30 protein-coding genes and 1 pseudogene are annotated in these 26,808 nt (G+C 72.0%); 14 read left to right on the top strand and 17 right to left on the bottom strand.

Annotated elements, in window-relative coordinates; translation table 11 throughout:
- Together E1286_RS21175 and E1286_RS21170 are read left to right on the top strand one after the other, a co-directional pair.
- Positions 1-334, top strand: a 334-nt coding sequence (locus E1286_RS21175; protein WP_132615130.1) for an STAS domain-containing protein, incomplete at its 5' end; no start/stop codon positions are given.
- Positions 335-368: 34 nt separating this feature from the next.
- A complete protein-coding gene (locus E1286_RS21170; RefSeq protein ID WP_223190187.1) occupies positions 369-1,154 on the top strand; it encodes a MerR family transcriptional regulator in 786 nt (261 codons plus the stop codon).
- 48 nt (positions 1,155-1,202) lie between these two features.
- Here E1286_RS21170 and E1286_RS21165 read toward each other — a convergent pair whose 3' ends face one another.
- The 3 genes from E1286_RS21165 to E1286_RS21155 form a co-directional block, all read right to left on the bottom strand.
- Positions 1,203-1,715 carry a hypothetical protein gene (locus E1286_RS21165; protein WP_132615128.1) on the bottom strand — a complete coding sequence of 171 codons (513 nt, stop codon included), beginning with the start codon at positions 1,713-1,715 and terminating at the stop codon, positions 1,203-1,205.
- Between the two features lie 89 nt (positions 1,716-1,804).
- Positions 1,805-1,981: a hypothetical protein gene (locus tag E1286_RS47950; protein WP_165969828.1), complete on the bottom strand. Its 177-nt coding sequence runs from the start codon at positions 1,979-1,981 to the stop codon at positions 1,805-1,807.
- 581 nt (positions 1,982-2,562) lie between these two features.
- A complete protein-coding gene (locus E1286_RS21155; protein ID WP_132615124.1) occupies positions 2,563-3,543 on the bottom strand; it encodes a DUF2804 domain-containing protein in 981 nt (326 codons plus the stop codon).
- A gap of 406 nt (positions 3,544-3,949) precedes the next feature.
- Here E1286_RS21155 and E1286_RS21150 point away from each other — a divergent pair, with 406 nt between their 5' ends.
- Positions 3,950-4,450, top strand: coding sequence for a hypothetical protein (locus E1286_RS21150; protein WP_132615122.1), 501 nt, complete (start codon positions 3,950-3,952; stop codon positions 4,448-4,450).
- 200 nt (positions 4,451-4,650) lie between these two features.
- Positions 4,651-5,055, top strand: a complete 405-nt coding sequence (locus E1286_RS21145) for a DUF7144 family membrane protein (protein WP_132615120.1) — start codon at positions 4,651-4,653, stop codon at positions 5,053-5,055.
- A gap of 49 nt (positions 5,056-5,104) precedes the next feature.
- Here the strand turns inward: E1286_RS21145 and E1286_RS21140 are convergent, their stop codons facing one another.
- Together E1286_RS21140 and E1286_RS21135 are read right to left on the bottom strand one after the other, a co-directional pair.
- A complete protein-coding gene (locus E1286_RS21140) occupies positions 5,105-5,875 on the bottom strand; it encodes an endonuclease/exonuclease/phosphatase family protein (protein ID WP_165969827.1) in 771 nt (256 codons plus the stop codon).
- Positions 5,876-6,017: 142 nt separating this feature from the next.
- Positions 6,018-6,845 carry a glycerophosphodiester phosphodiesterase gene (locus tag E1286_RS21135; RefSeq protein WP_132615116.1) on the bottom strand — a complete coding sequence of 276 codons (828 nt, stop codon included), beginning with the start codon at positions 6,843-6,845 and terminating at the stop codon, positions 6,018-6,020.
- A 304-nt stretch (positions 6,846-7,149) separates the two neighbouring features.
- Between E1286_RS21135 and E1286_RS21130 the strand changes: the two genes are divergently transcribed.
- Positions 7,150-7,689 (top strand): dihydrofolate reductase family protein, encoded by a 540-nt coding sequence (locus E1286_RS21130; protein ID WP_132615114.1) that lies wholly within the window; start codon positions 7,150-7,152, stop codon positions 7,687-7,689.
- A gap of 22 nt (positions 7,690-7,711) precedes the next feature.
- Entirely contained in the window at positions 7,712-9,307 is a 1,596-nt protein-coding gene (locus E1286_RS21125; RefSeq protein ID WP_132615112.1) for a hypothetical protein, read from the top strand.
- On the opposite strand, the gene E1286_RS21120 is transcribed toward E1286_RS21125, so the two are convergent.
- Positions 9,284-11,443 (bottom strand): alpha-galactosidase, encoded by a 2,160-nt coding sequence (locus E1286_RS21120; protein ID WP_132615110.1) that lies wholly within the window; start codon positions 11,441-11,443, stop codon positions 9,284-9,286. The two genes, E1286_RS21125 and E1286_RS21120, sit on opposite strands and share 24 nt — an antisense overlap.
- 193 nt (positions 11,444-11,636) lie before the next feature.
- On the opposite strand from E1286_RS21120, the gene E1286_RS21115 reads away from it, so the two are divergent.
- The 4 genes from E1286_RS21115 to E1286_RS21100 are packed head-to-tail and all read left to right on the top strand — an operon-like array spanning position 11,637 to position 15,985.
- Positions 11,637-12,761: an ROK family transcriptional regulator gene (locus E1286_RS21115; protein WP_165969826.1), complete on the top strand. Its 1,125-nt coding sequence runs from the start codon at positions 11,637-11,639 to the stop codon at positions 12,759-12,761.
- A 29-nt stretch (positions 12,762-12,790) separates the two neighbouring features.
- Positions 12,791-13,738, top strand: coding sequence for a carbohydrate ABC transporter permease (locus E1286_RS21110; RefSeq protein WP_132615106.1), 948 nt, complete (start codon positions 12,791-12,793; stop codon positions 13,736-13,738).
- A complete protein-coding gene (locus tag E1286_RS21105; protein WP_132615104.1) occupies positions 13,738-14,616 on the top strand; it encodes a carbohydrate ABC transporter permease in 879 nt (292 codons plus the stop codon). Before E1286_RS21110 ends, E1286_RS21105 begins: the two co-directional genes overlap by 1 nt.
- A gap of 34 nt (positions 14,617-14,650) precedes the next feature.
- Positions 14,651-15,985 carry an ABC transporter substrate-binding protein gene (locus E1286_RS21100; protein WP_223190186.1) on the top strand — a complete coding sequence of 445 codons (1,335 nt, stop codon included), beginning with the start codon at positions 14,651-14,653 and terminating at the stop codon, positions 15,983-15,985.
- Here the strand turns inward: E1286_RS21100 and E1286_RS21095 are convergent.
- From E1286_RS21095 to E1286_RS21085, 3 genes are all read right to left on the bottom strand, one after another.
- Positions 15,966-17,255 carry a PP2C family protein-serine/threonine phosphatase gene (locus E1286_RS21095; protein ID WP_132615102.1) on the bottom strand — a complete coding sequence of 430 codons (1,290 nt, stop codon included), beginning with the start codon at positions 17,253-17,255 and terminating at the stop codon, positions 15,966-15,968. The genes E1286_RS21100 and E1286_RS21095 overlap by 20 nt on opposite strands.
- A gap of 188 nt (positions 17,256-17,443) precedes the next feature.
- A complete protein-coding gene (locus tag E1286_RS21090; protein ID WP_132615100.1) occupies positions 17,444-18,169 on the bottom strand; it encodes a phytanoyl-CoA dioxygenase family protein in 726 nt (241 codons plus the stop codon).
- Positions 18,170-18,192: 23 nt separating this feature from the next.
- Positions 18,193-18,318, bottom strand: a complete 126-nt coding sequence (locus tag E1286_RS21085) for a TetR family transcriptional regulator C-terminal domain-containing protein (protein WP_132615098.1) — start codon at positions 18,316-18,318, stop codon at positions 18,193-18,195.
- Positions 18,319-18,374: 56 nt separating this feature from the next.
- Between E1286_RS21085 and E1286_RS21080 the strand changes: the two genes are divergently transcribed.
- Together E1286_RS21080 and E1286_RS21075 are read left to right on the top strand one after the other, a co-directional pair.
- Complete coding sequence (locus E1286_RS21080; protein WP_132615096.1) at positions 18,375-18,554, top strand: GNAT family N-acetyltransferase; 180 nt, start codon at positions 18,375-18,377, stop codon at positions 18,552-18,554.
- A gap of 48 nt (positions 18,555-18,602) precedes the next feature.
- A complete protein-coding gene (locus tag E1286_RS21075; protein WP_132615094.1) occupies positions 18,603-19,496 on the top strand; it encodes a MerR family transcriptional regulator in 894 nt (297 codons plus the stop codon).
- Here the strand turns inward: E1286_RS21075 and E1286_RS21070 are convergent.
- From E1286_RS21070 to E1286_RS49305, 5 genes are all read right to left on the bottom strand, one after another.
- A complete protein-coding gene (locus E1286_RS21070; RefSeq protein WP_132615092.1) occupies positions 19,478-19,822 on the bottom strand; it encodes a hypothetical protein in 345 nt (114 codons plus the stop codon). The two genes, E1286_RS21075 and E1286_RS21070, sit on opposite strands and share 19 nt — an antisense overlap.
- 65 nt (positions 19,823-19,887) lie before the next feature.
- A complete protein-coding gene (locus E1286_RS48870; protein ID WP_246075016.1) occupies positions 19,888-21,303 on the bottom strand; it encodes a serine/threonine-protein kinase in 1,416 nt (471 codons plus the stop codon).
- Positions 21,304-21,400: 97 nt separating this feature from the next.
- The gene (locus E1286_RS21060; RefSeq protein ID WP_132615090.1) at positions 21,401-22,147 is read right to left on the bottom strand and encodes an SDR family oxidoreductase; all 747 of its coding nucleotides are present in this window, start codon (positions 22,145-22,147) and stop codon (positions 21,401-21,403) included.
- On the bottom strand, positions 22,144-23,091 hold the full coding sequence (locus tag E1286_RS21055) for an alpha/beta hydrolase (protein ID WP_132615088.1): 948 nt from the start codon (positions 23,089-23,091) through the stop codon (positions 22,144-22,146). The genes E1286_RS21060 and E1286_RS21055 overlap by 4 nt, the downstream gene beginning before the upstream one ends.
- Positions 23,092-23,220: 129 nt before the next feature.
- Positions 23,221-23,511, bottom strand: a complete 291-nt coding sequence (locus tag E1286_RS49305; protein ID WP_246075015.1) for an aldo/keto reductase — start codon at positions 23,509-23,511, stop codon at positions 23,221-23,223.
- Here E1286_RS49305 and E1286_RS49300 point away from each other — a divergent pair.
- Both E1286_RS49300 and E1286_RS52090 read left to right on the top strand, forming a co-directional pair.
- Positions 23,452-23,769, top strand: a complete 318-nt coding sequence (locus E1286_RS49300; protein ID WP_223190180.1) for a cupin domain-containing protein — start codon at positions 23,452-23,454, stop codon at positions 23,767-23,769. The two genes, E1286_RS49305 and E1286_RS49300, sit on opposite strands and share 60 nt — an antisense overlap.
- 97 nt (positions 23,770-23,866) lie before the next feature.
- A pseudogene (locus E1286_RS52090) lies at positions 23,867-23,977 on the top strand (hypothetical protein); the annotation flags it as partial.
- Here the strand turns inward: E1286_RS52090 and E1286_RS50340 are convergent.
- The 3 genes from E1286_RS50340 to E1286_RS50335 are packed head-to-tail and all read right to left on the bottom strand — an operon-like array spanning position 23,941 to position 26,770.
- Positions 23,941-25,026: a glycosyltransferase family 2 protein gene (locus E1286_RS50340; RefSeq protein WP_246075014.1), complete on the bottom strand. Its 1,086-nt coding sequence runs from the start codon at positions 25,024-25,026 to the stop codon at positions 23,941-23,943. The pseudogene E1286_RS52090 and the gene E1286_RS50340 sit on opposite strands and share 37 nt — an antisense overlap.
- Positions 25,023-26,030: an iron-containing redox enzyme family protein gene (locus tag E1286_RS21035; protein WP_132615082.1), complete on the bottom strand. Its 1,008-nt coding sequence runs from the start codon at positions 26,028-26,030 to the stop codon at positions 25,023-25,025. Before E1286_RS21035 ends, E1286_RS50340 begins: the two co-directional genes overlap by 4 nt.
- Positions 26,030-26,770, bottom strand: a complete 741-nt coding sequence (locus E1286_RS50335; RefSeq protein ID WP_246075013.1) for a class I SAM-dependent DNA methyltransferase — start codon at positions 26,768-26,770, stop codon at positions 26,030-26,032. Before E1286_RS50335 ends, E1286_RS21035 begins: the two co-directional genes overlap by 1 nt.
- Between the last annotated feature and the right edge of the window lie 38 nt (positions 26,771-26,808).

Genomic DNA, 26,808 nt, shown 5'->3' with positions numbered 1-26,808 from the left:
GCGCATTGTCGTGGTGGAGGTCTCGGGGGCGCTCGACCTGGACGCCAGTGATGAGCTGCGGGCGCGGCTGGGGCGAGCGTTGTCGCTGCACGATCCGCCGCTGATCGCCCTCGGGGTGGGCGGTGTGACCTCCGCCGACTCCTTCGGGCTCACCGTTCTGCTGGCCGCCGACCGGCACGCGCGGTCGTCGGGCGGCCGGATGGTGGCGTACGCGGCCGGGCTCACCCTCCGCAAAACCCTGCGCGACCGGGCGCTCGACGGGGTCCTGGACCTCCGCCCGTCTCTCGCCGAGGCGCTGCGGACGCTGCGCGAGCACCCGGGTGCGTGGGCTTGAACCTCACGCAACGACAGGTCTTAGCGTTGCTGTCGTGATCGGGAAAGACGCCGCCGAACGCCGATGGAGCATCGGCGAACTCGCTCGGATGACCGGTTCGACCGTACGCACGCTGCACCACTACGACGAGATCGGCCTGCTGCGGGCGAGCGAGCGGACCGCCTCGGGCCACCGCCGCTACACCGCGGAGGACCTGCGGCGGCTGTACCACGTACGGACGCTACGTGCGCTCGGGATTCCCCTGGAGCAGATCAAGGGCGTGCTCGCGGCCTCGTCGCAGGATCTGGCGGGGATGCACGGCCTGCTGGCGGCTCAGCTGAGGCGGCTGACCGCGCAAGCGGACACGATTCAGCAGCTCATCCAGCAGGTCAGCGGACTGCTGCAGCGGCTGGAGGCGGGGTCGATGCCTGATCCGGACCAGTTCATGACGACCTTGGAGATGATCTCCGTGCTGGAGAACTACCTCACCGAAGAGCAGCTCGAGCAGCTGGCCCGTCGCCGCGAGGCCCTGGGCCCGGAGGCGGTCGAGGAGACCAAGACCCGCTGGGCCGGGCTGGTCGAGCAGTTGCTGGGCCATGTGGAGCTCGACACCCCGGTCGATGATCCGCGGGTGCGGGATCTCCTGCACCAGTGGGACACGATCGGCATGCCCTTCCGGCCCGAAGGCGCCACCGACGAGCAGCTCGCGCGGATACGGGCGGCGGTCCAGCACCTGTGGCAGGACCACAGCGGCGACATCCTCCGCAACCTCCCCTGGCCGGCCGAGAAGATGATCGCGCTGTACGCCTACCTGGACCGGGCCCGGACCGCCCGGGACTGAAGGCGGATTCCGCCTGAGGCCCGGCGCTTTACACTGTAGATTTCTTGGCTAGTGCGAGATGCGGATGACGGCCCTCCTGCCCTGCACCGCCAGGACGCGGACGTCGATGCCGTTGACGGAGCTGACGCCTGACGGGTTCGGGGTCTGCTCGCCGAAGGTCGCCATCATGCCCCCGCTGAAGGAGGTGAAGCTCACCGCGCCGTCCTCCACCGTGAACTCGACCGTCCCCAGGCCCCACTTCGGGGCCAGCTCCACCGACTGCCCGTCAGCGACCACGACCTCACAGTCGGCGTCGCGGCACGCCCGCAACCGCGCGCCGTCCCGCGCCTGCAGAGCACCCGCGTCCCGCGGCGGCTCCGCGGCGGAGGGCGACTCAGGCTCGGACGGGGCCTCGCGCTCCGGCGGCGTCTCGGGAGCGGTCGGCGTTTCAGGCTCGGGCGGGGCCGAGGAGACGGAGGTGGGCGCCGGCGCCGTGACCGGCTCCCCGCCACCGGACCCGCAACCGGCGAGCAACAGGCACACCGCCACCACACCCGCTCGAACGACCGGCTGATCCCCCATGGTCACTCCCCGTTCTCCGTGCGCCCCGAACGACGTCTTCACACGTCAAGCAGCAGTCTGCGGCCACCGCCCCGGGACCGGTCCCGCGCTCAGCCGAGGTCGAGCGGGCCGGTGATGTGGAAACTCTCGTCGAGAACGGCGACGAGACGGCCGGCGGCGCGCGGGCAGGTCTCGCCCGCCCACGCGTCGACCCGCGCCAGGAAGCCCCGCAGGCTCGCGTGGACGGCCGAGAGGAGTCCGGGCAGGTCGGCGAGCGGGATCTGCACCTCGTGGGCCGGCTCCTGCCGGAGTCGTACGGCCCCGCCGGTGTGTTCGAGGCCGGTGCGTTCGAGGCCGGTGTATTCGAGGCCGGTGTATTCGAGGCCGATGTGTTCGAGGCGGGTGTCGGGGTCGTGCCCCAGCCAGGGGCTCTGCCCGTGCAGGACGTCGGCCCACTCGCGCCAGTTCTCCAGGCCGCAGCAGCAGCCGGGAGAACGCGGTCGCCGGTGGCGGTGTCCGTGACGCGCAGGCCGCCCGGGGCGATCAGGCGTTCCGCCTCGATCAGGTGCCGGTCGAGGCTGAGGTGCAGGTCGGCGACGGGCTCGGCGGGGATGCCGGCGTACGCGACGATGACCGCCATCGCGGTGCCCACCTCGGCCGGGGACAGGCCGCCCGAGAGGGCGATGAGGCGGTCATCCGACGGCTCGGCGATCGGCCACGCGGTGAAGGCCCGCGCGTCGTGCGTCTCCAGGACGGCGTCCATGACGAACATGCGGCTGATCATGGCACGCCACCGCACCACCCGGCATCGCCGTCATCGTCGCGATCGGCGTCGGCGCTGGTCGTAGCACCTGCCCGCGCATGGCCGCTACCAGCGGTTGCGGGCTTCCTCGGCCCAGCCGGTCAGGCCGTCCAGGGGGATCCAGGAGCCGTCGTCGGCGCGGGCCCTGCCGGTGAAGTGGCCGAAGCACTGGTGCGTCTCGCTGCCCACCACGCCGAGCTCCGTCCGGGACGCGCGCTCGTGGAACGGCTGGAACCCGGCCTCGACGCGCGGGCCGCGGATCCGCCAGGGCCGCAGCCAGTCCGTACGGTCGTAGTGCCACTCCAACTCGTCGCCGATCTTGTGCAGCCGGCCTTCGACGAGAAGCGCGTTCTCGGTCGAGCCGGTCCGGTCGGTCCACTTGCCGCCGAGCTGGATCGCCCGGCCCGGCCCGCTGCCGGCCGCCCAGTTCCACGTGACCGCGTACGGCCATTTGCCGCGCCCGTGGTCGAGCACGGCGAACGACCCCTCCTCGGGCACCGCGAACTCCTCCGTGCCCAGGCGCATCCGGCCGCGGACCGGGCGGCCGACGTCCTTGACCGTGTACTGGAAGCGGTGGGGACCCCACGGCACCACGACGCCGAGCGACTCGTGCCCCTCGGGCAGCGGCACCTCCACCTCCAGCTCGACCTCGGGCGCGACGGCTGAGATCGAGGTGCCGCCGGGGCTCTGGGCGATGTCGATGCGCACGCCGCCGCCGCGGACGGACGCGGTGCCCGTACCGCTCCTGTCCGGGAACACGGCGTGGCGCGCGAACGGCACCACGACGTCCTTGGCGGTCTCCCGTCCCGTGGCGCGGTCGAGCACGTAGACGCCGTGCAGCCCGGCGTAGTCGAGGGAGGAGGCGACCAGGCCCACGATGTGCGTCGGGGTCACGATCCCCCAGTACTCCCAGCGTTTGGCGCGTCCCCACCCGCGCAGGTTCGCGCGATGCAGGGGACGCCTGGTCCAGCCGATCGCCGCCGGGTCGAGCCGCCCGTCGGGCAGGCACAGGTCGACGGGTTCGGTGATCTCGCGCTCGTGGGTCATGGCGGCGTGGGCCTTCCGGCAAGGGGACGGCAGAACATGATGAGGCGTCATGTTAAGCGCGTCAGGCGTCCGCCAGGAAGGGCCTTGAGCAGGGGGGTTCAGTCGATCCCGGCCCCGGGCGCACAGTCGTGGCCGTAACGGACATCCCGCCGGCGAGAGCGAGCGGCGAGGAGGGCGGGCGGCTCCTGCCGCCCGCCCGATCGCCTCGCCGCGCTGAAAGCCCGGATCGCGCCGAGCACCTCGACGCGCGCGAACGCACGTCAGTCCCCCTGGAACGATCCGGAGATCGATATATCTGGCGCCATTCGCCCGCAAGAAGATTGAAAGCCCATGACATTCACGGGAAAGCCAACTGAAATCGGTCCATTTCATGATGTGGGCATTCCACCGAGGAAAGGACCCCCCGATGAACACCAGCCGCATCCTCGCCGGCCTCGCACTCGCCACCGCCGCCGCCATGACGCTCGCCCCCGCCGCCCAGGCCGCCACGAGCACCGCGGCGACCACCGGCCCGGCCGCGTCGGAGGCCGCCTCCGCCAAGGTCTGGGGCCCGTACTACGCGCCCGGCCGGGCCGCCAAGACCCTCGGCACACTCACCGCGAGGGGCGAGGACCACGCCGACCTGCCCACCGCCGACACCGTGCGGGTCACCGGCCAGGTGTACGACCAGACGCGCAGGAGCGCCTGCGGCTGGGCCGTCTTCCGCGTCACCTACCGCGACGGCTCCGACCTGCCCAACAGGCTGCACAGCGTCCGCGACTGCTCCTACCGCGACGCCAAGCGGTACGCGTTCACCTACCGCGACGTCTACCAGGTCGAGCTCAAGGTCTGCTCCGAGGCCACCTCCCGGCCGTCCCTCACCTGCCTGTACGCGGGCACCTGGAAGACGCTCTACCTGTCCAAGTGACACGGGCAAAACCACCGGAAATTCGTACCTATATATCGGCATATGTCCCTTATGTCGTTTCCAGTAGCGCAGGCGGGGGATCAACGAGAGGACACCTCGACCGAGGCCCGGCACCGCTGACACCGCGGCACCGGGCCCGTCGTCTCCGAACCCCGCGGCGGCACGTCGCCGGGGACCGGAACTCACGGGGAGGTTCTTCGATGGCCTACCACCACGCCCGACAGGTCACCGGCTGGGTCGGCTGGATCTGGTTCGGCGGCCTGATGATGATCCTGGCCGGGCTCTTCAACATCATCACGGGACTCGCGGCGATCTCCGCCGAACGCGTCTACGTGGCGACTCCCTCCCGGCTCCTGCTCTTCGGCGTCAGCACCTGGGGCTGGCTGCACCTCATCCTGGGCGTGCTCATCCTGGCCACCGGCGTCGCCGTCATGATCGGCCAGACCTGGGCCAGGGTCGTGGGCGCCGTCCTGGTCATGCTGAACGCCCTGACCCAGCTCACCTGGATCGCCGTCAATCCCTGGTGGTCCCTCGCCGTCATCGCGATCGACGTGCTCGTGCTGTACGCGATCATCGTCCACGGCCGCGAGACCAGACCGGACTGACGTCGAAACCGCGCCGGAGAGCCGCCCCACGGCCTGTGGGGCGGCTCCTTCATGTGCGGCACACCCGCAGGTCGGCGAAGACGGGCAGGTGGTCGGAGGCGTCGCAGCGGACGACCCAGGCCGCGGCGACCTCGACGCCCGGCGAGGTGAACACGTAGTCGATGCGCGCGTCCGGCCCGCCCGCCGGGTACGTACGGCCGTCGCCCTCCCCCGCCGTCGGCCAGGCGTCGGCCAGCACCTCCGCGAGCACGCGGATCTCGGGCGTGCCGGGCCGGGCGTTGAGGTCGCCGGTGAGCACCACCGGTCCGGCGCGGGAGGCGGCCAGCGGCCCGATCGCGCGGGCCTGGTCGAGGCGTTCGTCCGCGTCGTTGTTCTGCAGGTGCGTGTTGAAGACCTGGACGCGCACCCCGCGCACCGCCACCAGCGCGCGCAGCAGGCCACGCTGCTCGCGTCCTGGCCGGCGGGGCAGCCAGGTGTTGTCCCCTTCGAGGACGGGATGGCGCGTCAGGATCGCGGTGCCGTACCTGCGGCGCGGCCGGCCGGGGGCGGGCGGGTCGCGGTCGAGGTTGACGCCGTACACCAGGCGGGCCCGCAGCCGCCCCGCCAGCCAGGACGCCTGGTCGGCGAAGGCGCTGCGCTCGGACCAGTGCCGGTCCACCTCCTGCAGACAGGCGACGTCCGCGCTCTCGACGACCCGGGCGATCCGCTCCAGGTCGAGCCGGCCGTCCGCGCCCACACCGTGGTGGACGTTGAAGGACGCCACCCGCAGGACGCCCGGCGGCCGCGGGCGCGGGAACCGGGCGCCGCTCAGATCACGCATCCGCCCTCGCGGAGGTCGCCGGACTCCGCCATGCGGCGGTAGCCGGGGCATCGGGTGAAACCGTCGGCCGTGCACCGCACTCTAACTGCCCGGCCGGCCCGTCCCCATGAGATCGCCTGGCTTCTGTCGGGACGGGAGTCGCTCAGTGGCCTCCCCACTTCACCGACGCGACCCGGTCGGGCCTCTTGGTCATGATGCCGTCGACGCCGTACGACATCAGGCGGCGGATGACCGGCTTGCGGCCTCCCGCGATGACGTAGACGCGCATGCCCTTGCCGTGCAGCTCGCGGACGTACCCGGCGCTGACGCCGCGCTGCGGCAGCGTGACGCCCTTGACGTAGCCGGCCAGGTTGGGCAGCTGCTCCACGGCCGACTTGCCGAGCACCAGGATCGGGACGTCGGGCACCATGCCGTGCAGCACCCGCATCGCCCGCCAGTCGAACGAGTGCACCGCGAGCGGCTTGCCGCGCCACTGGTCGCGGGTCTCCTGCAGCTCGGCGGCGACCTGGCGGTCGATGTCGGGGCTGCCCGGCGGGTGCTTGATCTCCAGCAGCAGCCCGGTGCCGCCGCCGCTGAGCAGGTCGATCGCCTCCCTGAGGGTGGGCACGCGCTCGCCCCGGTGGCGCGCGGAGAACCACGAACCGGCGTCGAGGCGCCGGATCTCGGCCAGCGTGAAGTCGGAGATCCGCCACGGGGAACGCCCCGGGAAGACCTGCTCGACGTTGGTGGTGCGCGCCAGCGTCTCGTCGTGCATGAGGACGAGCCGCCGGTCCTTGGTCTGCTGTACGTCGAACTCGCACATGTCGGCCTGCTGGGCCCTGGCCAGCGCGCAGGCGGCGAGCGTGTTCTCGGGGGCGTAGGCGGAGCCGCCCCGGTGTGCGATGACCTCGACGTCCTCTGGAGCGGCCCACGCAGGACCGGCCAAGGAGGCCATGGTGGCGGTGATGACGGCGCCGAGCAGGCGGTACATGTTCCTCCCCCGGTTAGATCCATGCCGACCCGACCCCGACGCGCGCGTCTTATGTCGAGTTACGCAGAAAAGTGCCCACAAGAGCGGCCAATGACCGTTTTCGACCGGCGTGTCGGGACATTTCTGAGCGGACTTTGGTCATCACGAGAGAACGGCTTGGCGACCCCGGGCGGGTTTTGGCAGCCCTTTCTGGGCTTACGTACCAGTCGGAAGCATTGAGCCGGGATTCGGTGGAGAAATCCCCCACGAAACGCTTTCTCGAACGTTAGTGTGAGCCGCGTATCCGCACCCCGGGAGGACCGCCATGCGCAAGCTCATCGAGTCGACCTTCGTCACGCTGGACGGCGTCATCGACCAGCCGCACAGATGGGGGTCGCCGTACTGGGACGAGGAGCACTCCGCCTACGGGAACGCGCTGTTCGCCCGCTCCGACGCCCTCCTGCTGGGCCGGGTGACGTACGAGGCGTTCGCCCAGGCGTGGCCCGCGATGGAGGCGGCCGGCGACAAGGACGCCGCGGCGATGAACGCCCTGCCGAAGTACGTCGCCTCGACCACCCTGGCCGAGGCCACCTGGAACGCCACGATCATCCAGGGCGACGTCGCCACGGAGGTCTCCCGGCTCAAGGAGCAGCCGGGCGGCGACCTCCTCAAGTACGGCACCGGCGAGCTCGACCGCACGCTCCTGGAGCACAGGCTCGTGGACGAGTACCACTTCTGGATGTTCCCTGTCTTCGCGGGGAGCGGGCAGCGCCTGTTCGACGGTTTCGACCTGACCCACCTGAAGCTCGCACGCTCGACGCGGTTCGCCTCGGGCATCGTCGTCCTGGTCTACGAACCGAAGTGACCCGGCACGATACGTTGCCGTCATGGCGCCAGAACGGACATTGGCCGAGTATCCGGACGACACAGGCACCGTCCTGTTCCTGGCCCGCCGGCGCGACGACGTGCCGCAGCCGGTGGTCGAGCTCGTCGAGCGTCACCGGTCGCCCGATCCCGCGCGCTCCCATGATCACCGTAAGGTCGTCGTCCCGGTCGCCGCGCTCGGCGCCGCGGCGGAGTACTTCGAGCAGCGGCTCGGGCCGGTGCGCCGCACCGGCGGCCTGGCGGACCGGCTGATCGCCTGCTGGGCCGTGCTGGCCGGCCGGCGCAACCCGCGAGAGCTCGACGAGGTCACGGGCTTCTACAGCCGCGACCCTGTCACCCTGGTGGCCGCGTACTGCATCGACGCGGGGGTGTCACATGAGCTGATGCGGGACTGGAACGGCGCGACGCTGCGGCGGATCCGCCGCCACGTTCTCCTGCGGACACCTCCCGAGCCCGGCGGCTACCGCCGCCACCTCGTCCTGGAGATCGGCGACAGGGACGGGCGGGAAGGCCGGGTGGAATTCCTCGAGTCGTACCGGCTCCCCGGAAGCCCGGTCTCTCCGCACACGGTCACGGCGGACTGCGCGGTGCTGGACCCGCTCGTGGCGGTTCTCGAAACCCGTCTGGGCCTCTCCCGCGCCGGAGACCTGGAACACCGCCTGGTCGACGCCTTCACGACAGCGATCGAGCGCGGCGAATTAGGCGTCCACCTGCCGTTCCGGCTCAACCGCGACCGCGTACGCGCCTGGTTCGAGGAGGCCGGACTGACCTGCCGCCTGGACGGGCCGCGCCGCCACCACGACCTCTTGCGCACGCACGAGCTGCCGGGCGGGGGCTCGCTGTTCCTGAGCCTCGACGTCCGGACCGTGGAGGGCCGGCCCCGCATCGAGTTCGGCCAAATGTACTCTCCCCCCGATCGGCGGGACGACGGCAGGCCGGAGCGCGGCAGCGTCCTCGTCGCGCTGACGTGGCTGGACCCGCTGGTCGCGTTCCTTCGGCGGAGCCTGGGCCTGCCGGCGCGGCCCGGCACGGAGGACGACCTGTTCGACTGCTTCACCGCCCTGGCCGAACGCGGCGACCTGGGCGCCGCGCCAGGGGAAGGGCGCTCGCCCCAGGACAACGCCGGCCAGGTCGCGGCGTGGTGCGCCGCGGCCGGGGTGCCGTACGAGTTGCGGGGCGAACGTACGCACACCCTGCTCAAGGCCTACCGGGACGGGGCCGGCTGCCTCTTCACGTTGACCGTGTCGCTGGACACCCGTGTCGCGAGCGCGCCCGCGGTCCGGCTCACCGCCGTCCGCTTCCACGAGCACTACGACTACGCGGCGCGCGCGGGAGACGGAGGGCGGGAGTACGCCTACGGCGTGGCGCTCTCGCACGTGCCCGCGGAGCCGCTCGCCGACGTCCTGGAACGACGGCTCGGAGTGCGGCCGGACGGGCAGGACACCGACGAGCGGCTGATCCATTGCCTGAACGCCCTGGTGGAGCGCGGCGAGCTGGGCGCCGGCCTGCCTCTGAGGGCCAACCGGGACCGGGTCGCCGCGCTCTTCGCGGACCTCGGCGAGGTCACCACCGATTCATGGAACTGGTTCGGCGACTGACGTCCGCACCTTCCTGAACACCACCAGCTCGCTGCGATGGTCCGCGCCGATCGGCTCCCAAGCGGCGGGCCGGATGCCGGCCGACATGAGGACGGAGCCGTGCCACCGGGAGCCGTCGCCGGTCATCTCGTACAGCGCGTCGGGGTCGAGGCCCGTCAGCCGCAGGTGGCGCGGCCCGCGCTTGGCGTTGCCGAGCGGGTTGTAGACCAGCACCACGACGCGGTCGTCCAGGACGTACTGCACCGCCGAGCGCTCCTGGCCGGGCGTGCCCGCCAGGCGGTACTGACGGCCGTGCTGCACGACCGGGCGGATCTCCTTGTACTGGGCGATCAGCTCGGCGGCCTCGGCCAGCTCGCCGGACGTCCACTCGGGCAGGTTGCCGCCGATCCCCAGCACCCCGGCCATGGCCACGTGGAAGCGGTAGCGGAGCGGCATGGCCCGCCGGGTCGTGGGGTTGGGCGAGTCGGTGACCCACGCCGACATGGTGCCGGCCGGGTAGAGCTGCGAGAAACCGTGCTGGACGGTCTGCCGGTCGCGGGCGTCGGTGTTGTCCGACGGCCAGACCTCGTCGGTGCGGCGCATGATGCCGAAGTCGATCCGGCCGCCGCCGCCCGAGCACGACTCGATCCGCAGCCGCGGGTGGCGCTCCCGCAGCAGGTCCATCACGCGGTAGACGTTGCGCGTGTGCTCGATCCAGACCCGGTCCTGCTCCGCCTCCCGTTCGGGCCAGCCCGCCTGGGTGAACGGGCGGTTCATGTCCCATTTGAAGTAGTCGAGGTCCAGCTCGGTGACCAGCCGGTCCAGCCAGCCGAATGCCCAGTCGCGGACGTCGTCGCGGGCGAAGTTGAGGACGAGCTGGCCGCGTTTCTCGTCTCTGCGCCGGTGCGTCATGTGCAGGGCCCAGTCGGGGTGCGCGCGGTACAGGTCGCTGTCGCGGCTGACGCACTCGGGCTCGACCCACAGGCCGACACGCATCCCCGTGTCGCGGATGCCGTCGAGCAGGCGGCGCAGCCCGTCGGGGAAGCGCTCGCGGTGCGGCCACCAGTCGCCCAGCGAGGTGGTGTCGTCATCGCGGCCGCCGAACCAGCCGTCGTCGATGACGAACAGCTCGACGCCGAGACCGGCGGCGATCTTGGCGAGTTCGAGCTGGTGTGCCTCGGTGACGGCGAACGTGGTCGCCTCCCACGAGTTGTACAGCACCGGCCGCTCCTCGCGGGCGGTGGGCAGCACGTGCCGGCGGGCGTACTCGTGCCAGGACCTGCTGGCCGCGCCGAACCCGCCGGCGGAATACAGGCCGAGCGCCGCCGGTGAGACCAGCTCCTCCCCCGGGGCGAGCGTCCAGCGCAGCCCGTCGTGGCCGAAGCCGCCCGAGACGCAGACCCCGCCTTCGGGGCGGTGAGTAGTGGTCAGGCGCCAGCTCCCGCTCCAGGCCAGGGCGACGCCCCAGACCTCGCCGTGCTCCTCGGTGGCCGCGCCGTCGTCGATCATCACCCACGGGTTCGCGGTGTGGCTGGTGACGCCCTGGCGGCTGGTGAAGACCAGCTCGCCGACCGGCAGCGGCCCCCGCTGGAGCTGCAGCTCCTCCGCCCACGCGCCGAAGACGCCGCTGTAGCGGTACGACGCCGCGTCGGGGACGAACCAGTTGCCCGAGTCCAGCCGGGTGACGGTCACCTCGGCGTCCGAACGGTGCCGGACGGTGGTCCAGCGTTCGATCACGTCGGTGTCGTCGCGGACCCGGACGGACAGCACGATCTCGAACGGGTGGTGCGCGTCCACCAGCAGGAGGTCGAGCCGCTGCGCCCCGTCGCCCTCGTCATGGACGCTCGCCCCGGCGAACGACGGCTCCAGCGAGCGCACATGACCGAACGCGACCTGCAGGGACGGCGCGCTCCACCGGGTGCCGCCGTCGACCGGCAGCAGCTCCTCGACCTCGGCGGGCGTGGAGAAGCTGCTGACGTGCCGGCGCGCGCCGGAGGCCGCGACCTGGCGCGCGGCCTCGGCCGGCAACCTCGGTCCCCAGTATTTCTGTCGTGGTGTGGCCTCCCCGGTGAGCGGGTCGATCTCCACGGCGATGACGTATGTGGAGGCGGGCGTGGTGATCGCCCACTGGTGATCGTCGAGAGGAGTTACAGGCATCGGCGTCCCCCGAGATGCTGGATCGATCAGGCCGCTGGAGACTAAACCCGATTAGTGCACGCGGTCAATGAACCCATCCCGATCTAGTGGGAGATCTCCGGCGTGGAGTGATTGAGACCACTTCTTTACTTGACAGGAAGAATAAATCGGGCGAACCATGGGCCCCGTGTTCTCACAGAGCGCATCGGACCCTGTGCGGCTGACCGACGCCATGCGATCGGTGTTCGTCGAGCTGCTCGTGCACGGGCCGCTGTCCAGGGCCGAGGTGGCGCGGCGGCTGGCCCTGTCGCCGTCCGCGCTGACCAAGGTCACCAAACCGTTCATCGAGGCGGGCTATCTGCTGGAGGCGGCGGGTGAGGGCCCGGCTACCGTCGGGCGGCCGTCGCAGCCCCTGCAGGTGGACGCCTCCCGCATGGCGTTCGTCGGGATCAAGCTCACCGAGGACGAGCTCTTCGCCGTACGCACCGACCTGAGGGCCACCATCCAGAAGGAGGTCGCCAGACCGCTGGCCGGTCACGAGATCGACCACGTGTGCGGCCAGATCGCCGACGTGGTGGGCGAGCTGACCGTGCCCGGCAGTCCGCTGTCGGCCGTGGGCATCAGCCTCGCCGGGACCGCCTCGCCGAGCGATCCCGTCGTGCACACCTCGCCGTTCCTCGGCTGGAGCCAGTTGCCGCTGGCCAAGCTGGTCGAGGAGGCCGTGTCCGTGCCCACGGTGCTGGACAACGACGTGCGGGCGCTGACCGCGGCACAACAGTGGTTCGGAGAGGGCGTCGGACACTCGTCGTTCGCCCTGGTCACGGTCGGCGCGGGCATCGGCTGCGGGCTGGTCGTCGGCGACCGGCTGGTCACCGGGCAGTCCGGCGGGACCGGACTGGTCGGCCATCTGCAGATCGACGACCACGGCCCCCTGTGCGAACGAGGGCACCGGGGGTGCGCCCGCGCCTACGCCAGCTCCCCCGCCATCCGCCGCTCGATCGCCTCGGCGCTCGACCTGCCCGATCTCACCTTCGACGACTGCCTCGCCATGGCGGCCGGCGGCCACCCCGTCGCCCGCCGGGTGTTCGACGACGCGGGCGCCGCCCTCGGCCAGGTGGTGGCCACCGTCGCCAACATCACCGGCCCCGAGCTGGTGATCCTGTCCGGCGAGACAGTCCACATGTACCAGGTGTGCGCGGAGGCTTTCCAGGCCGCGCTCATCCGCCACACCCACTGGACGACCACTCCCGTACGGGTGGCCGTCAAGCCCTTCGCCTTCAACGAGTGGGCGAGGGGAGCGGCCGTCACCGCTCTCCAGCATCTGCTGCTGCACCGCTGATCAATCGCCGGCGGGCACGAGGAGGTCAGATGACCAGTGATACCGTCCGCGCCGCACCGCGTCCCACGGCCGGGACAGTGCCCGACAAAGCCCCTCCGCGCCGACGACGGCTGGGCGACCTGCCCATCGCGATCGTGTTCGTCCTCCCTGCGGCGATCGGCTTCGCGGTCTTCTACGTGTGGCCCGCCATCCGCGGCGCGTACCTGAGCCTGACCAAGTACAACGTTCTCACCCCACCCCGTTTCATCGGGCTGGAGAACTACCGGCAACTGTTCGGTGACCATCTGTTCTGGAACGCGCTGAAGGTCACCGCCGAGTACGTGGTGCTCAACATCGGCACGCAGACCGTGATCTCGATGGTGCTGGCCGTCCTGCTGCACCGGCTGACCAGGTCGATGGTGGTGCGCGGGATCGTGCTGCTGCCCTACCTGGTGGCGAACGTGGTCGTGGCCCTGGTGTGGTTCTGGATGCTCGACTTCCAGCTCGGCGTGGTCAACCAGGTGATCGAGTGGCTGGGCTTCGACCGGGTGGCGTTCTTCGGCGCCGACCTGGGCATCGCCACCATCGCCATGATCAACACCTGGCGGCACATGGGGTACACCGCGCTGCTCATCTTCGCCGGCCTGCTGATGATCCCGCCGAGCGTCTACGAGGCCGCCGCGATCGACGGGGCCTCGGAGTGGCGGACGTTCTGGCGGGTCACGCTGCCTCTGCTGCGGCCGGTCATGGCGCTGGTCATGGTGCTGAGCGTCATCGGGTCGTTCCAGGTCTTCGACACCGTCGCCGTCACCACGGGAGGCGGCCCCATCAACGCCACCCGGGTCATCTACTTCTACATCTACGACATGGCGTTCAACCGGTTCAACTTCGGTTACGCCGCCGCGCTGTCGTCCGTGCTGTTCGTGCTGCTGGCCGGGATCGCCTACCTGCAGCTCCGCCTGTCCCGGGCGGGCGAGTCGGATCTGAAGGGAGCGTGATGGCCTCCATCCGCTGGGGCCGGGTCGCCGGCTGGGCCGTTCTCGTGCTGGTCATGGTGGCCACGTTGTTCCCCTTCTACTGGATGTTGCGCACGTCGTTCTCCAGCACCCGCTCGCTGGCCGCGGGCGCGGGCGACCTGTTGCCCGTGGACTTCACGCTCGGCGCGTACCGCCGGGTGCTGGGCCTGTCGAGCACCGCGGAGGCGGTGGCGGAGGGCGGGTCGACCGGCACCGTCGACTTCTGGCTCTACCTGCGCAACTCCATCGTGGTCGCGACCACGGTCACGGCCGGGCAGGTGTTCTTCAGCTCGATGGCCGCCTACGCCTTCGCCCGGCTGCGCTGGCCCGGCCGTGAGGCCGTCTTCACGATCTTCGTCACCGCCCTGATGGTGCCGCCGATCTTCACCACGCTGCCCAACTTCGTGCTGATCAAGGATCTGGGGCTGCTCAACACCTACCTCGGCATCATCCTGCCGCACCTGCTCATGACGCCGTTCGCGGTGTTCTTCCTGCGGCAGTTCTTCCTCGGGATCAACGCGAGCGTGGAGGAGGCCGCCCGTCTCGACGGCGCCGGGCACGTGCGGACGTTCTTCCGCATCATCCTGCCGATGAGCAAGGGGCCGATCAGCACGCTCGCCATCCTCGTCTACATCACCAGCTGGAACGACTACTTCTGGCCCCTGCTGGTGGGCAAGGCGGAGAACGTCCGGGTGCTCACGGTCGCGCTCGGCATCTTCCGCTCCCAGACCCCGCAGGGCTCCCCCGACTGGGCCGGGCTGATGGCCGCGACGCTCTTCGCCGCGTTGCCGATGATCGTGCTGTTCGCCCTGCTCGGCCGCCGGGTCATCGACTCCATCGGCTACACCGGCGTCAAGTGAACGCCGTCCCCCCACCCACGGAAGGTTCGAAGTCGTGAAGCGTTCTCTCATCATCGCCGGCGTGGCCACGTTGCTCCTGAGCGGCTGCGGCGCCGGTCCGGAAGGCGGCTCCGGCCCCGCCACGATCGACTACTGGCTCTGGGACGCCGCCCAGCAACCGCAGTACCAGGCGTGCGCCGACGCCTTCCACAAGGCGAACCCCCAGTACACGGTCAAGATCACCCAGTACGGATGGGACGACTACTGGAACACGCTGACGACCGCGTTCGTCTCCGGCACCGCGCCCGACGTGTTCACCAGCCACCTGTCGCGGTATCCGGACCTCGCCTCCCAGGGCCAGCTGCTGCCCATCACCGACCTGGTGACGCGCGACAAGGTCGACCTGTCGATGTACCAGGACGGCCTGGCGGACCTGTGGGTGACCAAGGACGGCCAGCGGTACGGCCTGCCGAAGGACTTCGACACCGTGGCCGTCATCTACAACACCGACAAGCTGAAGGAAGCCGGCATCAAGCCGGAGGAGATGTCCGAGCTGACCTGGAACCCGCAGGACGGCGGCACGTACGAGAAGGTCATCGCCCGCCTGACCGTGGACCAGAACGGCAAGCGCGGCGACGAGCCCGGCTTCGACAAGAACCACGTGGCCACCTACGGCCTCGGCCTGAACACCAGCGGCGCGGGCTTCGGGCAGACCGAGTGGAGCATGTACACGATGAGCAACGGCTGGCAGTACGCCGACCAGAACCCGTGGCCCAGCCGGTTCAACTACGCCGACCCCAAGTTCAAAGAGACCGTCACGTGGCTCACCTCGCTCATCGACAAGGGCTACGTGCCGAGCATGGACATCATCTCCTCCGGCGTCGGCCAGATCGACACCTACGGGGCGGGCAAGTACGCGATGGTCACCGAGGGCAGCTGGAACACGAAGACCTACTGGGCGCTCAAGGGCGTCAAGTCGGCCCTCGCCCCGACGCCGATCGGTCCCACGGGCAAGCGCGCGAGCCTGTTCAACGGGCTGGCCGACAACATCTCGGCCGGGACGGACAACCCTGACGCGGCCTGGGCGTGGGTGAAGTTCCTCGCCTCGCCGGCCTGCCAGCAGGACATCGTGGCCAAGCAGGCCGTCGTCTTCCCCGCGATCAAGAGCGCCACGGCGGAGGCCGAGAAGGCGTTCGCCGACGCCGGGATCGACGTCAAGCCGTTCACCATGCACGTGAAGGACGGCACCACGCATCTGGCGCCCATCTCCGACCACTGGGCCGACATCACGGCCATCATGACCGAGACGATGGACTCGATCCTGTCGTTCAAGAGCGACGTCAACGCCCTCGACCCGGCCAACACGAAGATCAACGCGCTGTTCGGCTAGGGCCGGCGTCCGGTACGCGCAGGGCGAGCAGGGCGATGTCGTCGTCGGACTCGCCCCGCGCGGCCAGCAGCTCGTCGCAGAACTGTTCCACGGGCGCCTTGGCGAGCGTCACGGCCTGAAGGCGGAGCCGGTCCATGCCGCGGCCGATGTCCTCGCCGGGGCGTTCGACGAGCCCGTCGGTGTAGAGCAGCAGCGTGGACCGCGGCGGCAGCGGGTCGCGGGCCTCGGGGCGGGGTGTGGTGACGTCCATGCCGAGCAGCACGCCGGAGCCGTCCTCCAGGTAGCGGGCCTCGCCCTCCCGGGTGACCAGGAGCGGCGGCATGTGGCCGGCGCTGGAGTGGTCGAACGCCCACGGCCCGCCGATCGGCGCCCTGATCAGGCCGTACAGGCACGTCGCCACCCGCTGGCCGTAGAGGGCGTCGTTGACCAGGTCGAGCCGGCTGAGGATCTCCCCCGGCGGCTCCTGACGGTCGTAGGCCAGCGCGCGCATCATGTTGCGCAGCTGGCTCATGATGACCGCGGCCGACAGGTCGTGGCCGGCGACGTCGCCGATGACGACGGCCAGGTCGCCCTTCGGCAGCAGGAAGGCGTCGTACCAGTCGCCGCCGACCTCCGCCGCCTCGTGCGCCGGGTGGTAGCGGGCGGCCAGCCGCAGGCGGTCGATCTGCGGCAGGTCGGGCAGGAGGGAGCGTTGCATGCGCTCGGCGATGTGCCGCACCTTGTCGTACAGGCGGGCGTGGTCGAGGGCGAGCGAGACGCCGCGCGCGATCTCCTTGATCAGGTTCTGATCCGCGGGGGTGAAGGTCTGGGCGGGATCCTCGCGGGCCAGGGTCAGTGCCCCGAGCATCCTCCACCGCACGCGCAGCGGGACGACCATCGCGATCTTCCCGTCCAGCTGCCCGAACAGCTCCAGGCCCGACTCCCGCGCGGGCGGCAGCTCCGTGAGCAGCAGCGCGTCCGAGCCGCGCATGGCCCGCGCCACCGGCCCGGGGGTCTCGTCGGACAACCGCGGCAGCGGCTCGGTGAACCCGCCGTCCGGCACTCTCCCGGGGTCGCGGTGGGCCACGGCCAGATGGTACGGATGCCCGTCGCCGCCCAGCGCGTCGATCGCGCACCAGTCGGCCAGCGTGCACGTGAGGATGCTGCACAGCCGCCGCATCCCTTCCGTGAGCGACGGTGTGCTGTGGATCGCGATCATCGCCTGGCTCAGCACGCGGGCGTGCTGCAGGGCCACGTCGGCGTCGTGCGCTTCACTCCTGTCGGTCTCCATGCGATCCCCTCGATCCCCCTCGCGGGTGCCATGCCCCAGGAGAATCCGTTCAGGCCCGCCGGCCGGGGGCCGGCCACACGGCAAAGCGCGGCCAAACCGCACGTGGGCCCGCGTTTCAGGCGGTCCGCCGGCGCACCGTCGCCGCCCCGGCCCCGCGGTTGACGGACTTTTGAGCCGTCACCAGGGTTTCACCAGCCGATGGCCCGGGCCAGCGGCGTGCCGGCTCCCGGCGACAACCGCTCGGTCAGCGGGACGGGCATCTGCGCCATGAACCGCGGCTCGGTGCCGAGGTGCTCCTGCGCGGCGTGCACGGTGAACGGGTGCAGCACGTAAGCGTCGCCCGGCCGTCCGGTCGCGAACGCCAGGGGACGCCCCCGGCTGGCGTCGTCCACGAGCGGCCCGGCCTCCATCGGGTCGATCGCCTTCTCGTCCAGCACCCCGGCCACGTCGCGGTGGGACCCGACGCGCACCCGGGTCGGCGCGTCGTCGGGGCCGACATCGGAGAAGATGATCAGCAGCAGGAACGTGCCGGGACGGCCGCTCACTCCCCAGCCTCCGTCGGGCCGCTCGGTGTTGGCGTCGATGTGCCAGCCGCGGTCTTCGGCCGGCGGCACCCGGGGGAACCGGACCGGGATGTTCCCCGCGGCGCCGCGCGGGATCCACCGGCTCGGCCCGGCGATCGCGTCCAGCGCCGCGCGCAGCCGGGGGCTCCTCATGAACTCCCCGAACGGGCCCTCGCCGGTCAGGTCGGCGGTCCACACCACCGGCTGCGTCCACCCGGAGGGGTCGTCGGGCGACAGGCCGATCCGCTGCCACAGCAGCGCCCTCGCGGCGTCGCCGACCTCGCGCGGCACCACCCCTTCGACCTTGGCGAACCCGTCCGTAACGAACTGATCGACATCGACAACGTTCATGTCTGGCACGCTAGCAACGCCGTCTACCGGTTTTCCGCGAGGCGAAGCCCCGTGAGGAACTCGTCGGCGAGGCGGATCTGGTGCTCGGGCGGGAACCGTTCCGGGTCGAAGAGCGCCTGCACGACCAGGCCGTGCGTGAACGACAGCACGGTCCGCGCGAGCCGTACCGGATCGGCTTCGGGTCGGCCGGATCGTCGACTGGGCGGTGCGGACGCGCGGCATCCAGCGTGTCGAGTGGCAGGCGGTCGCCGGCAACGTCCGCAGCCTCAACGTCGCACGGCGCCTCGGCATGAGCCGTGAGGGCGTCCTGCGCCAGGTCTACCCGCGCGGCGGCCGCGTCGACGTGGAGGTCTGGTCGCTTCTGGCCGACGAGTGGCGCGGCTGAATCTGGTTGGCTTGAGTCTCCAGTAAGGGGAGACGCGAAGGTGGGGTCATGGACGCGGACACGCTCTACTCGATCGGCGACCTGGCCCGGCGCACCGGGCTGACGGTCAAGACCATCCGGTTCTACTCCGACGAGGGGATCGTGCCGCCGGCCGACCGCAGCCCGGCCGGTTACCGCCGTTACGGCCCCGACGCCGCCGCCCGTCTCGACCTCGTGCGCACGCTGCGCGACCTGGGGCTCGATCTGGCCACGATCCGCAGGGTCGTGAACCGGGAAGTTCCCCTCGCCCAGGTCGCCGCCGCGCACGCGGAGGCGCTGCGGGCGCAGATCCGCACGTTGCGGCGGCGGCAGGCGGTGCTGACGGCGGTGGCCCGGCGCGGGTCCACCCCTGAGGAGATGGAATTGATGCACGAACTCGCCGGCCTGTCAGAGGACGAACGTCACCGCCTGATCGCCGACTTCCTCGACGCCGCCTTCACCCCTGACGGCCCGTTCGCGGGGGTCAGGGGCTCGATGACCCCGCACCTGCCGGACGATCCCGAGCCGGAGCAGGTCGAGGCGTGGATGGAGCTGGCCGAGCTGGCCCGCGACCCGGAATTCCGCGCGGTGATGCGGCGCATGGCCGGCCTGTACGCGGCCGACCACGCCGGGGGCGGCCTCCCGCGCCCCGACGCCGCGGCGCTCGTGCGCGACGCGGTCCGCCCGGCGCTGGAGGCGGGCGTGGACCCGTCCGCGCCCGAGGCCGCCGCCGTCGTCGCGCGGGTCTGCTCCCGGTACGCCGGAGCGGACCTGCGCGCCCGGCTGGAGGCGGCCTGCGACGCCCGCAGGGACCGTTACATGGAGCTGCTCGCGACCGTCAACGGCTGGCCGCGGCCGGAGCCCCTGACGCCGGCGCTCACCTGGTTCGCCGAAGCGCTCCGCGATCAGGCCGTGTCGCAGTAGGGCCCCAGCGGCGTCCCGTTCGCGTGGAACGTCAGGCACAGCACGTCACCCGGCGCCGGCGGCGGATACGGCTCGTACCAGCCCCGCACGTATCCCGGCTGGGGGAACGCGGTCAGGCTGCCCGTGACCGGGGCGCCGTTGACCGTGGCCGTCACGGAGAGCGTCGCGGGCGGCGGCCTGAGGGTGAAGACGTACGAGCCGCCGTCGAGCTCCCCGCACACCGGGGTCTCGGGGCCGCAGTACGGGGCCTCGGCCCGCGCGGGAGAGGCCGCCACCAGCAGGACGAGAGGCGTCAGCAAGGCCAGCGCGATCCGGCCGGCGGTCATGGCGTGCCCCTCTCGTCGATCTACGAGCAGACGGTAACCCGAAGATCCACTCCCGTCCAGGGGCGTCAGGGTTCGTACCGATGGCCGCCGTGGCGGGCCAGCGCTGCGTGGAGGCGAGCGGGCATCGCGGCGCGCGCCGGGTCCGCCACGGACAGCCGGGCCACGACGTGGCCGCCGTGCCCGGCGCGCAGATCGTGGTGGGCGGGCTCGTCCTCGTCCGTGAACGTGACGACGACGCGATGGGCGCCGCCGCCGGGCTCGGCGACCAGGCGGACGCGTTCGACGCGGAACCACGGGATGACGACCGACCGGTCGCGGAGGCGGATCCACCGCTGGTCGGTGAGGGTGAGCCCGCCGGCGTCCACGGTGAGCAGGTCGTGCCCGTCGGAACCGGAGTGGACGAAGGCGGCGCCCAGGCCGAGCACCCAGAACCACCACAAGTTCGCGGACAGGTGGCGGGTGAACTCCCACGCTCTGGCCGGGTCGCGGCTGATGCACAGCTCCACCAGGCCGACGATCCCGAACAGGGCGGCGATCTGCAGCGCGCCCACGCCCACGTCGGTGACCCGTTCGGCGGCGCGCATGGCGGGGGTGGTGATCGGGAAGCTGTCCGTCGTGGCCCGCGCGCTGTCGTCCACGGCGACGGCCGTCCGGGACCGCTCCGTGCGGCCCTCGGGGGTCATGGTGAAGGAACGGCGGCCGGCGCCTGAGCGCGACATCGCCTGTCCGGTGAGCGAGTCCAGCAGGTCCGGCAGCGCGGGGCGGCGTCCCGGGTTCTCGGCGAGGCAGGCGGCGACCAGACCGGCGAGGTCGTCGCGCAACCCCGACAGGTCAGGCTCGTCGTGGCGGACGGCCTCGCCGCCGAACGGGCTGCGGCCGGTGGCGGCGAACGCCAGCACCGCGCCCAGGGAGAACACGTCGCCCGGCGGCCCGACGTCGTGACCGCGCACCTGCTCGGGAGGCACGAACGTTCCCGGCACGCGGCGCACGCCGTCCAGCGCGCGGGCGATGCAGAAGTCGGTGAGCCGCGGCCCGTCGGCGGCCAGGAGCACGTTGCCGGGGTTGAGGTCGCGGTGCACCAAGCGGCGGGCGTGGATCGCCGCGAGCCCCTCGGCCAGCCCCGCACCCAGGACGAAGACCGCCTCAGCGGGCAACGGCCCGTGCGCCCGCACGGCCTCCTTCAGGGAGGGGCCGGGGACGTACGAGGTCGCCAGCCACGGCCGGCCGGCTGAGGTGTCGGCGTCGAGCACGCGTGCGGTGAAGGGGCCGCCCACCCGGCGCGCGAGCCCGACCTCCTCGGCGAAGCGGCGGCGGAAGCCCGCGTCGCCGGCCAGCTCGGGAAGGACCACCTTGACCGCGACCGGCGGGCCGCCGCCCGAGCGCCCCAGGAACACCCGCCCCAGACCGCCGTCGCCCAGCCGCCCCCGCAGCGTGTACGGCCCCACCTGGCGGGGGTCGCCCGGCCGCAGAGGATCGATCACCCTTGCCAAGGACCCACCCGAAAACCGCTTGACGGACCTTCGCCATCATGCCAGCCCGCCCGCCAGAAGCGAAAACCGGCAAATCCCCAGCACGGTCTCACCCAGGGCGCAGCCACCGTGCCAACGGCGTGGCGGCGATGCGGGCGTGGCCCTCGTCGGGCACCAGCGTGCGCTCGCCCAGCTCGCCGCCGAAGTACGGCGCGTGCGGGTCCGTGATCACCGTGCGCGGGTCGCCCCACGCGGCCAGGGCCGTCCGCGCCACCTCGTCCAGCGGGAACACCTCGGGCCCCGCCACCTCCACGATGCCCCGCAGCGGCGGCCCGGTGACGATGTCGGCGAGCACGGCGACGACGTCCGCGGCGGCGACGGGCTGGACGAGCGCGGGCGGCAGCAGGATCGTGCCGCCCTCGGCGGCCGAGTCGGCGATGGCCCGGATGAACTCGAAGAACTGCGTCGCCCGCACGATCGAGTATGCGATCCCGGACTCCTCGATCAGCCTCTCCTGCGCGACCTTGGCGCGGTAGTGGCCGGAGGCCGGCAGCCGGTCGACCCCGACGATCGACAACGCGACGTGATGCCACACGCCCGCGTTCCGCTCGGCGGCGAGGACGTTGCGGGTCGCGGTGGTGAAGAACTCCATCGCCGCCTCGGCCTCGACGGACCGCCCTTTCGCCACATCGGCCACGGCGTCGGCGCCCGCCAGCGCCGCGGCCAGGCCCTTGCCGGTGACCGCGTCCACCCCCGACGAGGGAGAGGCCGGGACCACGTCGTGCCCCCTCCCGCGCAGCGCGTCCACGAGTCCGGCCCCGATGAGGCCGGTGCCGCCGATCACCACGATCTTCATGGACGCAGGGCAGCCTTGAGCACGTCGACGGCCTGCGCGATGGCGGCGGAGGCCGCGCGGGTCCGCCGGACGGGGTTGAGCATCATGAAGTCGTGCAGGATGCCGTTGTAACGCACGCTCGTCGTCGGCACGCCCGCCTCGGTCAGCCGGCGCGCGTACGCCTCGCCCTCGTCGCGCAGCACGTCGTTCTCGTCCACGATCACCAGCGCGGGCGGCAGCCCGGCCAGGTCCTCCAGGCTCGCGCGCAGCGGTGACGCGGTGATCTCGGCCCGCTCGCGATGGTCGGGGGCGTACGCGTCCCAGAACCACGCCATGGCCTTGGCCGTCAGGAACGGGCCGTCGGCGAACTCGCGGTAGCTGTCGGTGTCCTGGGCGGCGTCGGTGACCGGGTAGTACAGCGACTGCTGCACGAACGTCACGTCGCCCCGCCGCTTGGCGAGGATGGCCAGCGCGGCGGTCATGTTGCCGCCTACCGAGTCGCCGGCCACCGCCATCCGCCGCGCGTCCAGCCCCTCCTCCGTCCCGCTGCTGGTGATCCACTGTGCGGTGGCGTACGCCTGCTCGACGGCGACCGGGTAGCGGGCCTCGGGCGAGCGGTCGTACTCGACGAAGGCGACCGCGGCGTTCACTCCGGTGGCCAGCTCGCGGACGAGCCGGTCGTGGGTGCCCGCGTTGCCCAGGATCCAGCCGCCTCCGTGGACGTACAGGATGACCGGCAGCGCACCGGACGACCCGGCCGGCTTGACGATCCGCACCCGCACCTCCCCGGCCTCGGCCGGGACGGTGATCCACTTCTCGTCCACGTCGGGCATGTCGATCGGGGCGGACTGGATGTCGTCCAGCACCTTGCGGGCGCGTTCGGGCCCGAGCTCGTAGAGGAAGGGCGGTTTCGAGGTCGCGTCCGCGATCTCCTGGGCGGCCGGCTCCAGAACGTGCCTGCTCATGGCGGGCTCCTCACCATCGACGCGCTCACCAGAACCCACGTAACCCCCTGCCCCACGACCAGGGCAACAGCCGCCCAGAAGATCGTTCCCCACGCTTTGCCCGGGAACGAGGAGATCCCCGTGGGCAAGTCAGGCCGGTTGGGGGAAGCGTTCGGGGTTGGGGAGCTGGATCCAGCCCGGGTACTCCGGGGGGAGGGCGCCGGCCTGGTCGAGGTCGGCGAGGTCCTGGGCGGTGAGTTCCAGGTCGACGGCGGCGAGAGAGTCCTCGAGCTGCTCCGGGCGCTTGGCGCCGACGATGGCGCTGGTCACCCCGGGCTGCGCGAGCACCCAGGCGAGCGCGACCCGCGCCACCGGAGCCTCGTGGCGGGCCGCGACCAGGCCGGCGGGGAGTGGGCGCTGCGCTTCCCGGCGTACCAGCATGTCAAGATCGGGGCGTTGCTGTCGGGGTCCTGCCTGCTGACGCCAGACGGCGGCCCGGCGCTGCGGCTGTCGGAGGGCGGCTGCTCCCTGCTGGTGGGCGGCCGGCCGTACGAGGTGTCCAGCGGGCCCGGCCTCGAACCGCGCGACGGCCAGGCCGTCTACCGCTCCGCCCCCAGCCGCAGGAACAGGACGCCGCGGCCGACGAGCGACCGTGAGAGGTCCGGAGCGGCGGCCGGGCTGTGCCGCCCGGCGCGGTGACGTCATCGCGCCGGGCCCTCCTTGCGGACCCGGCCCGGCCCGGGCCTGGAGGACGAGATCGTCGTTTCCTGCGGCCGGCGGCGGGCAGGCGCTCAGGATGGATGACGAGGTCACGGTGACGCCGTATGAGGACGGGCCGCTGCTGGTCAGAGGGGCGTTCGAGCTGGTGACTCAGGACGGTGAGCGCATCGAGCGGGGGCGTTCGACGGTGGCGCTGTGCCGGTGCGGGGGCTCGTCCACCAAGCCGTTCTGCGACGGCTCCCACAAGGCGCTCGGCTTCCGCGCCCCCAGCGAGGCCGACCCGCCGCCCTGACGGCGGATCCGGCGTACGGGGTTCGCGGCGCGGCGCAGGCGGCGGCCCGCGTACGGCACGCCGCCCCGCAGCGCGGCGCCCACCGCGAGCCAGCCGCACACGCCCCGCTCCAGCACCCAGACCGGCGCGAACAGCGCCGTGTCCCACGGGAACACCCGCCGGCCCCCAGCCCTGCGCCGCCCGGCCTCCGCCAGCCCGACCGCCAGCACCGCGCCCACGCCCAGCGGCGCGTACGCACGCCGCAGCAGGCACGCGGCCACGGCGGGCAGCACCGACAGCGAGAACGCCAGCCGGGCCGGCTGCGCGAGGTCGTCGTAGGCCTGCCGCACCCGCTGCGACCAGAACCGCGACGCGTCCGGGGGCAGGCGGCGCACGTAGAGCCCGGGCGGACGGGCCTCGACGCCGCCGTGCGCGCGGACCGTGCGGATCAGCTCCAGGTTCTCGAACAGCACGTCGCCGTCGTAGCCGCCCATCCGCTCGAAGAAGGGACGCCGGATGCCGAACGTCCCCGGGTAGTCGGCGCCGAGTGCGCGGTTGAGCAGCGTGCGGGCGGTGTCCCAGCGGGCGTGCCAGGGCAGCGGGCTGAAGTGGTTCTGCGGCCTGACCAGGTCGGCGCGGCAGAGCAGCCGGTCGACGGCCGCGAGCGAGGCGGCGTCGTAGCGGACGTCGTCGTCGGCGATCACCACGTGCTCGGCGCGGGCCAGCCGCAGCCCCGTCGTCACCCCGGTCACCTTGCCGTTGGCGAACCGCAGGTCGCGGGCGGGGCGCACGTGGGTGACGAGGCCGCGCCACCGCCGCGCGTGCCGGGCGAAGAGCGCGGCGTCGCTGCCGTCCACCACGATGACCCGGGCCCGGCGGGACAGCCATCGCAGGTACGCCGTCAGCTCGTCCAGGTCGGCGTCGTCGTCCCAGCGCAGCGGCAGCACGTAGTCGATCCGGGTCATGACGCGGCGGCGAGCGGTGCCTCCTCCAGCGAGGTCCGGCCCTGCCGCCAGCGGGACATGACGTGGTGGGCCCAGCGGCGTTCGACCTCCAGCGCGCAGGCGGCGCCGTAGAGGACGTCGCCGGTCAGCGACGGCTCCTGGGCGGCCAGGCGGGCGCACAGGTCGTGCGCGGCGATCTGCTCGTGCACGGCGTCGGCCTGCACGTGCTCGTCGAAGAAGCGGGTGACGTCCGGTCCGTGGCCGAGGCGCCGCAGGCCGGCGCCGTAGCGGCGGTTGGGCGCGGACGAGGTCATCTCCAGAGCGGCGAGATGGCCGGCCAGGGCGCCGCGCCGGGCCCGGTGCAGTCCGAACAGCGACATGACGTTGGAGACGGCCAGCGTGACGCCGGGGACCCGATCGAGGTAGGCGCCGTAGGAGCCGTCCAGGCCGAGGCCGGTCATGGTGGCGCGGAACAGCTCGGCGTGCATGCGCTCGGCGCGGCCGCCGCCGTACTCGTCGGCCTGGATCTCGACCAGGGCCGCCTTGGGTCCGCCGTCCAGGCGCGGGATGGCCCAGGTGTGCGGGTCGGCCTCCTTGAGGTGGTAGATCGACCGGTGCACGACGAACTCGCGGAACTGCTCCAGGTCGGCCGCGCGCTGGAGGTGCTGTGAGAGTGGCGCCTCCCGCTCGGCCTCGGCGACGAGCCCGCCCAGCGCGGACCGTACGCGTTCCGGCGGCACGACCGGAGGCCGGGGCACGGCGCGGGCGAGCGCGCCCTCGAAGCAGCGTTCGAGGTCGAGGCGGACGGCCAGCAGCGCCGGCTGCCACTCCCAGCCGTCGTCCACGTCGTCGAAGCCGCGGTAGTGCAGCTCGTAGCAGGCGAAGAGGGCGAGCTGGAGGTCGCCGTCGTCCAGCGCCCGCGCGGGCGGGGGCGTGACGAGCGGCGGCTCCAGGTCGCCCGGCGGGCCGGCGAGCCGGTCGAACAGGGCGGCCGTGATGGGGCCGCGGGGGGCGGGCAGCCGCATCAGGCACCTCCGGTGAGACGGTAGACGGAGACGTGGGTGCGGCTGTCGTCGGTGAACGGCGTGCCGACCCAGTCGGACCAGCGGTGCTCGCGGTCCATCCCGGCCAGCCGGGCCATCAGGTCGAGCTCGGCGGGCCAGGCGTAGCGGTGGTTGGCCGGCAGCAGCCGCAGCCCCTCACCGGTCATCCGGACCTTGGTGGTGTACATCAGCTGCTCGGCCGGCGACAGGCGGGCGGCCTCGGCCAGGACCACGTCCTCCGACACCGCCAGCAGACGCAGGCTGGAGCCGTCGCGGAAGCCGGCCAGGTCGGGCACCCACGCCTCGATCACGAACCTGCCGCCGGGCTCCAGGTGCGCGGCCGCGTTGCGGAAGCAGCTCACCTGGGCGTCCTGCGACGGCAGGGCGAAGATCGTGTTGGTGGTGAGAACCACCAGGCTGAACCGCCCGTCGACCCGGGTGGTGGCGAAGTCGCCGATGGTCACGGGGATGCCGTCTCCCCCGGACTTTCCACGCAGGATCTCCACCATGTCGGGCGAGCCGTCGATCCCCGCCACGGTCAGCCCCCGGCTCACCAGCGGCAGCGCCAGCCGTCCCGTTCCGATGCCGAACTCCAGCACCGGCCCTTCGCCTGCCAGCTCGCAGAGCCGCTCCACCGCCGCCTGTGTCGGCAGGTCGCGCACCGTCGCGTCGTAGATGTCGGCGATGCTCCTGCCGTAGGCGGCGACGTTGAACGACGTCACCGCACACCCCCTTCCCAGGTTCGCCGGACACTGCCCCT

This window comes from Nonomuraea terrae (assembly GCF_004348995.1).
GTDB lineage: Bacteria > Actinomycetota > Actinomycetes > Streptosporangiales > Streptosporangiaceae > Nonomuraea > Nonomuraea terrae.
The sequence above is the reverse complement of the archived record's forward strand: the minus strand, read 5'-3'. Positions and strand labels throughout refer to the sequence as shown.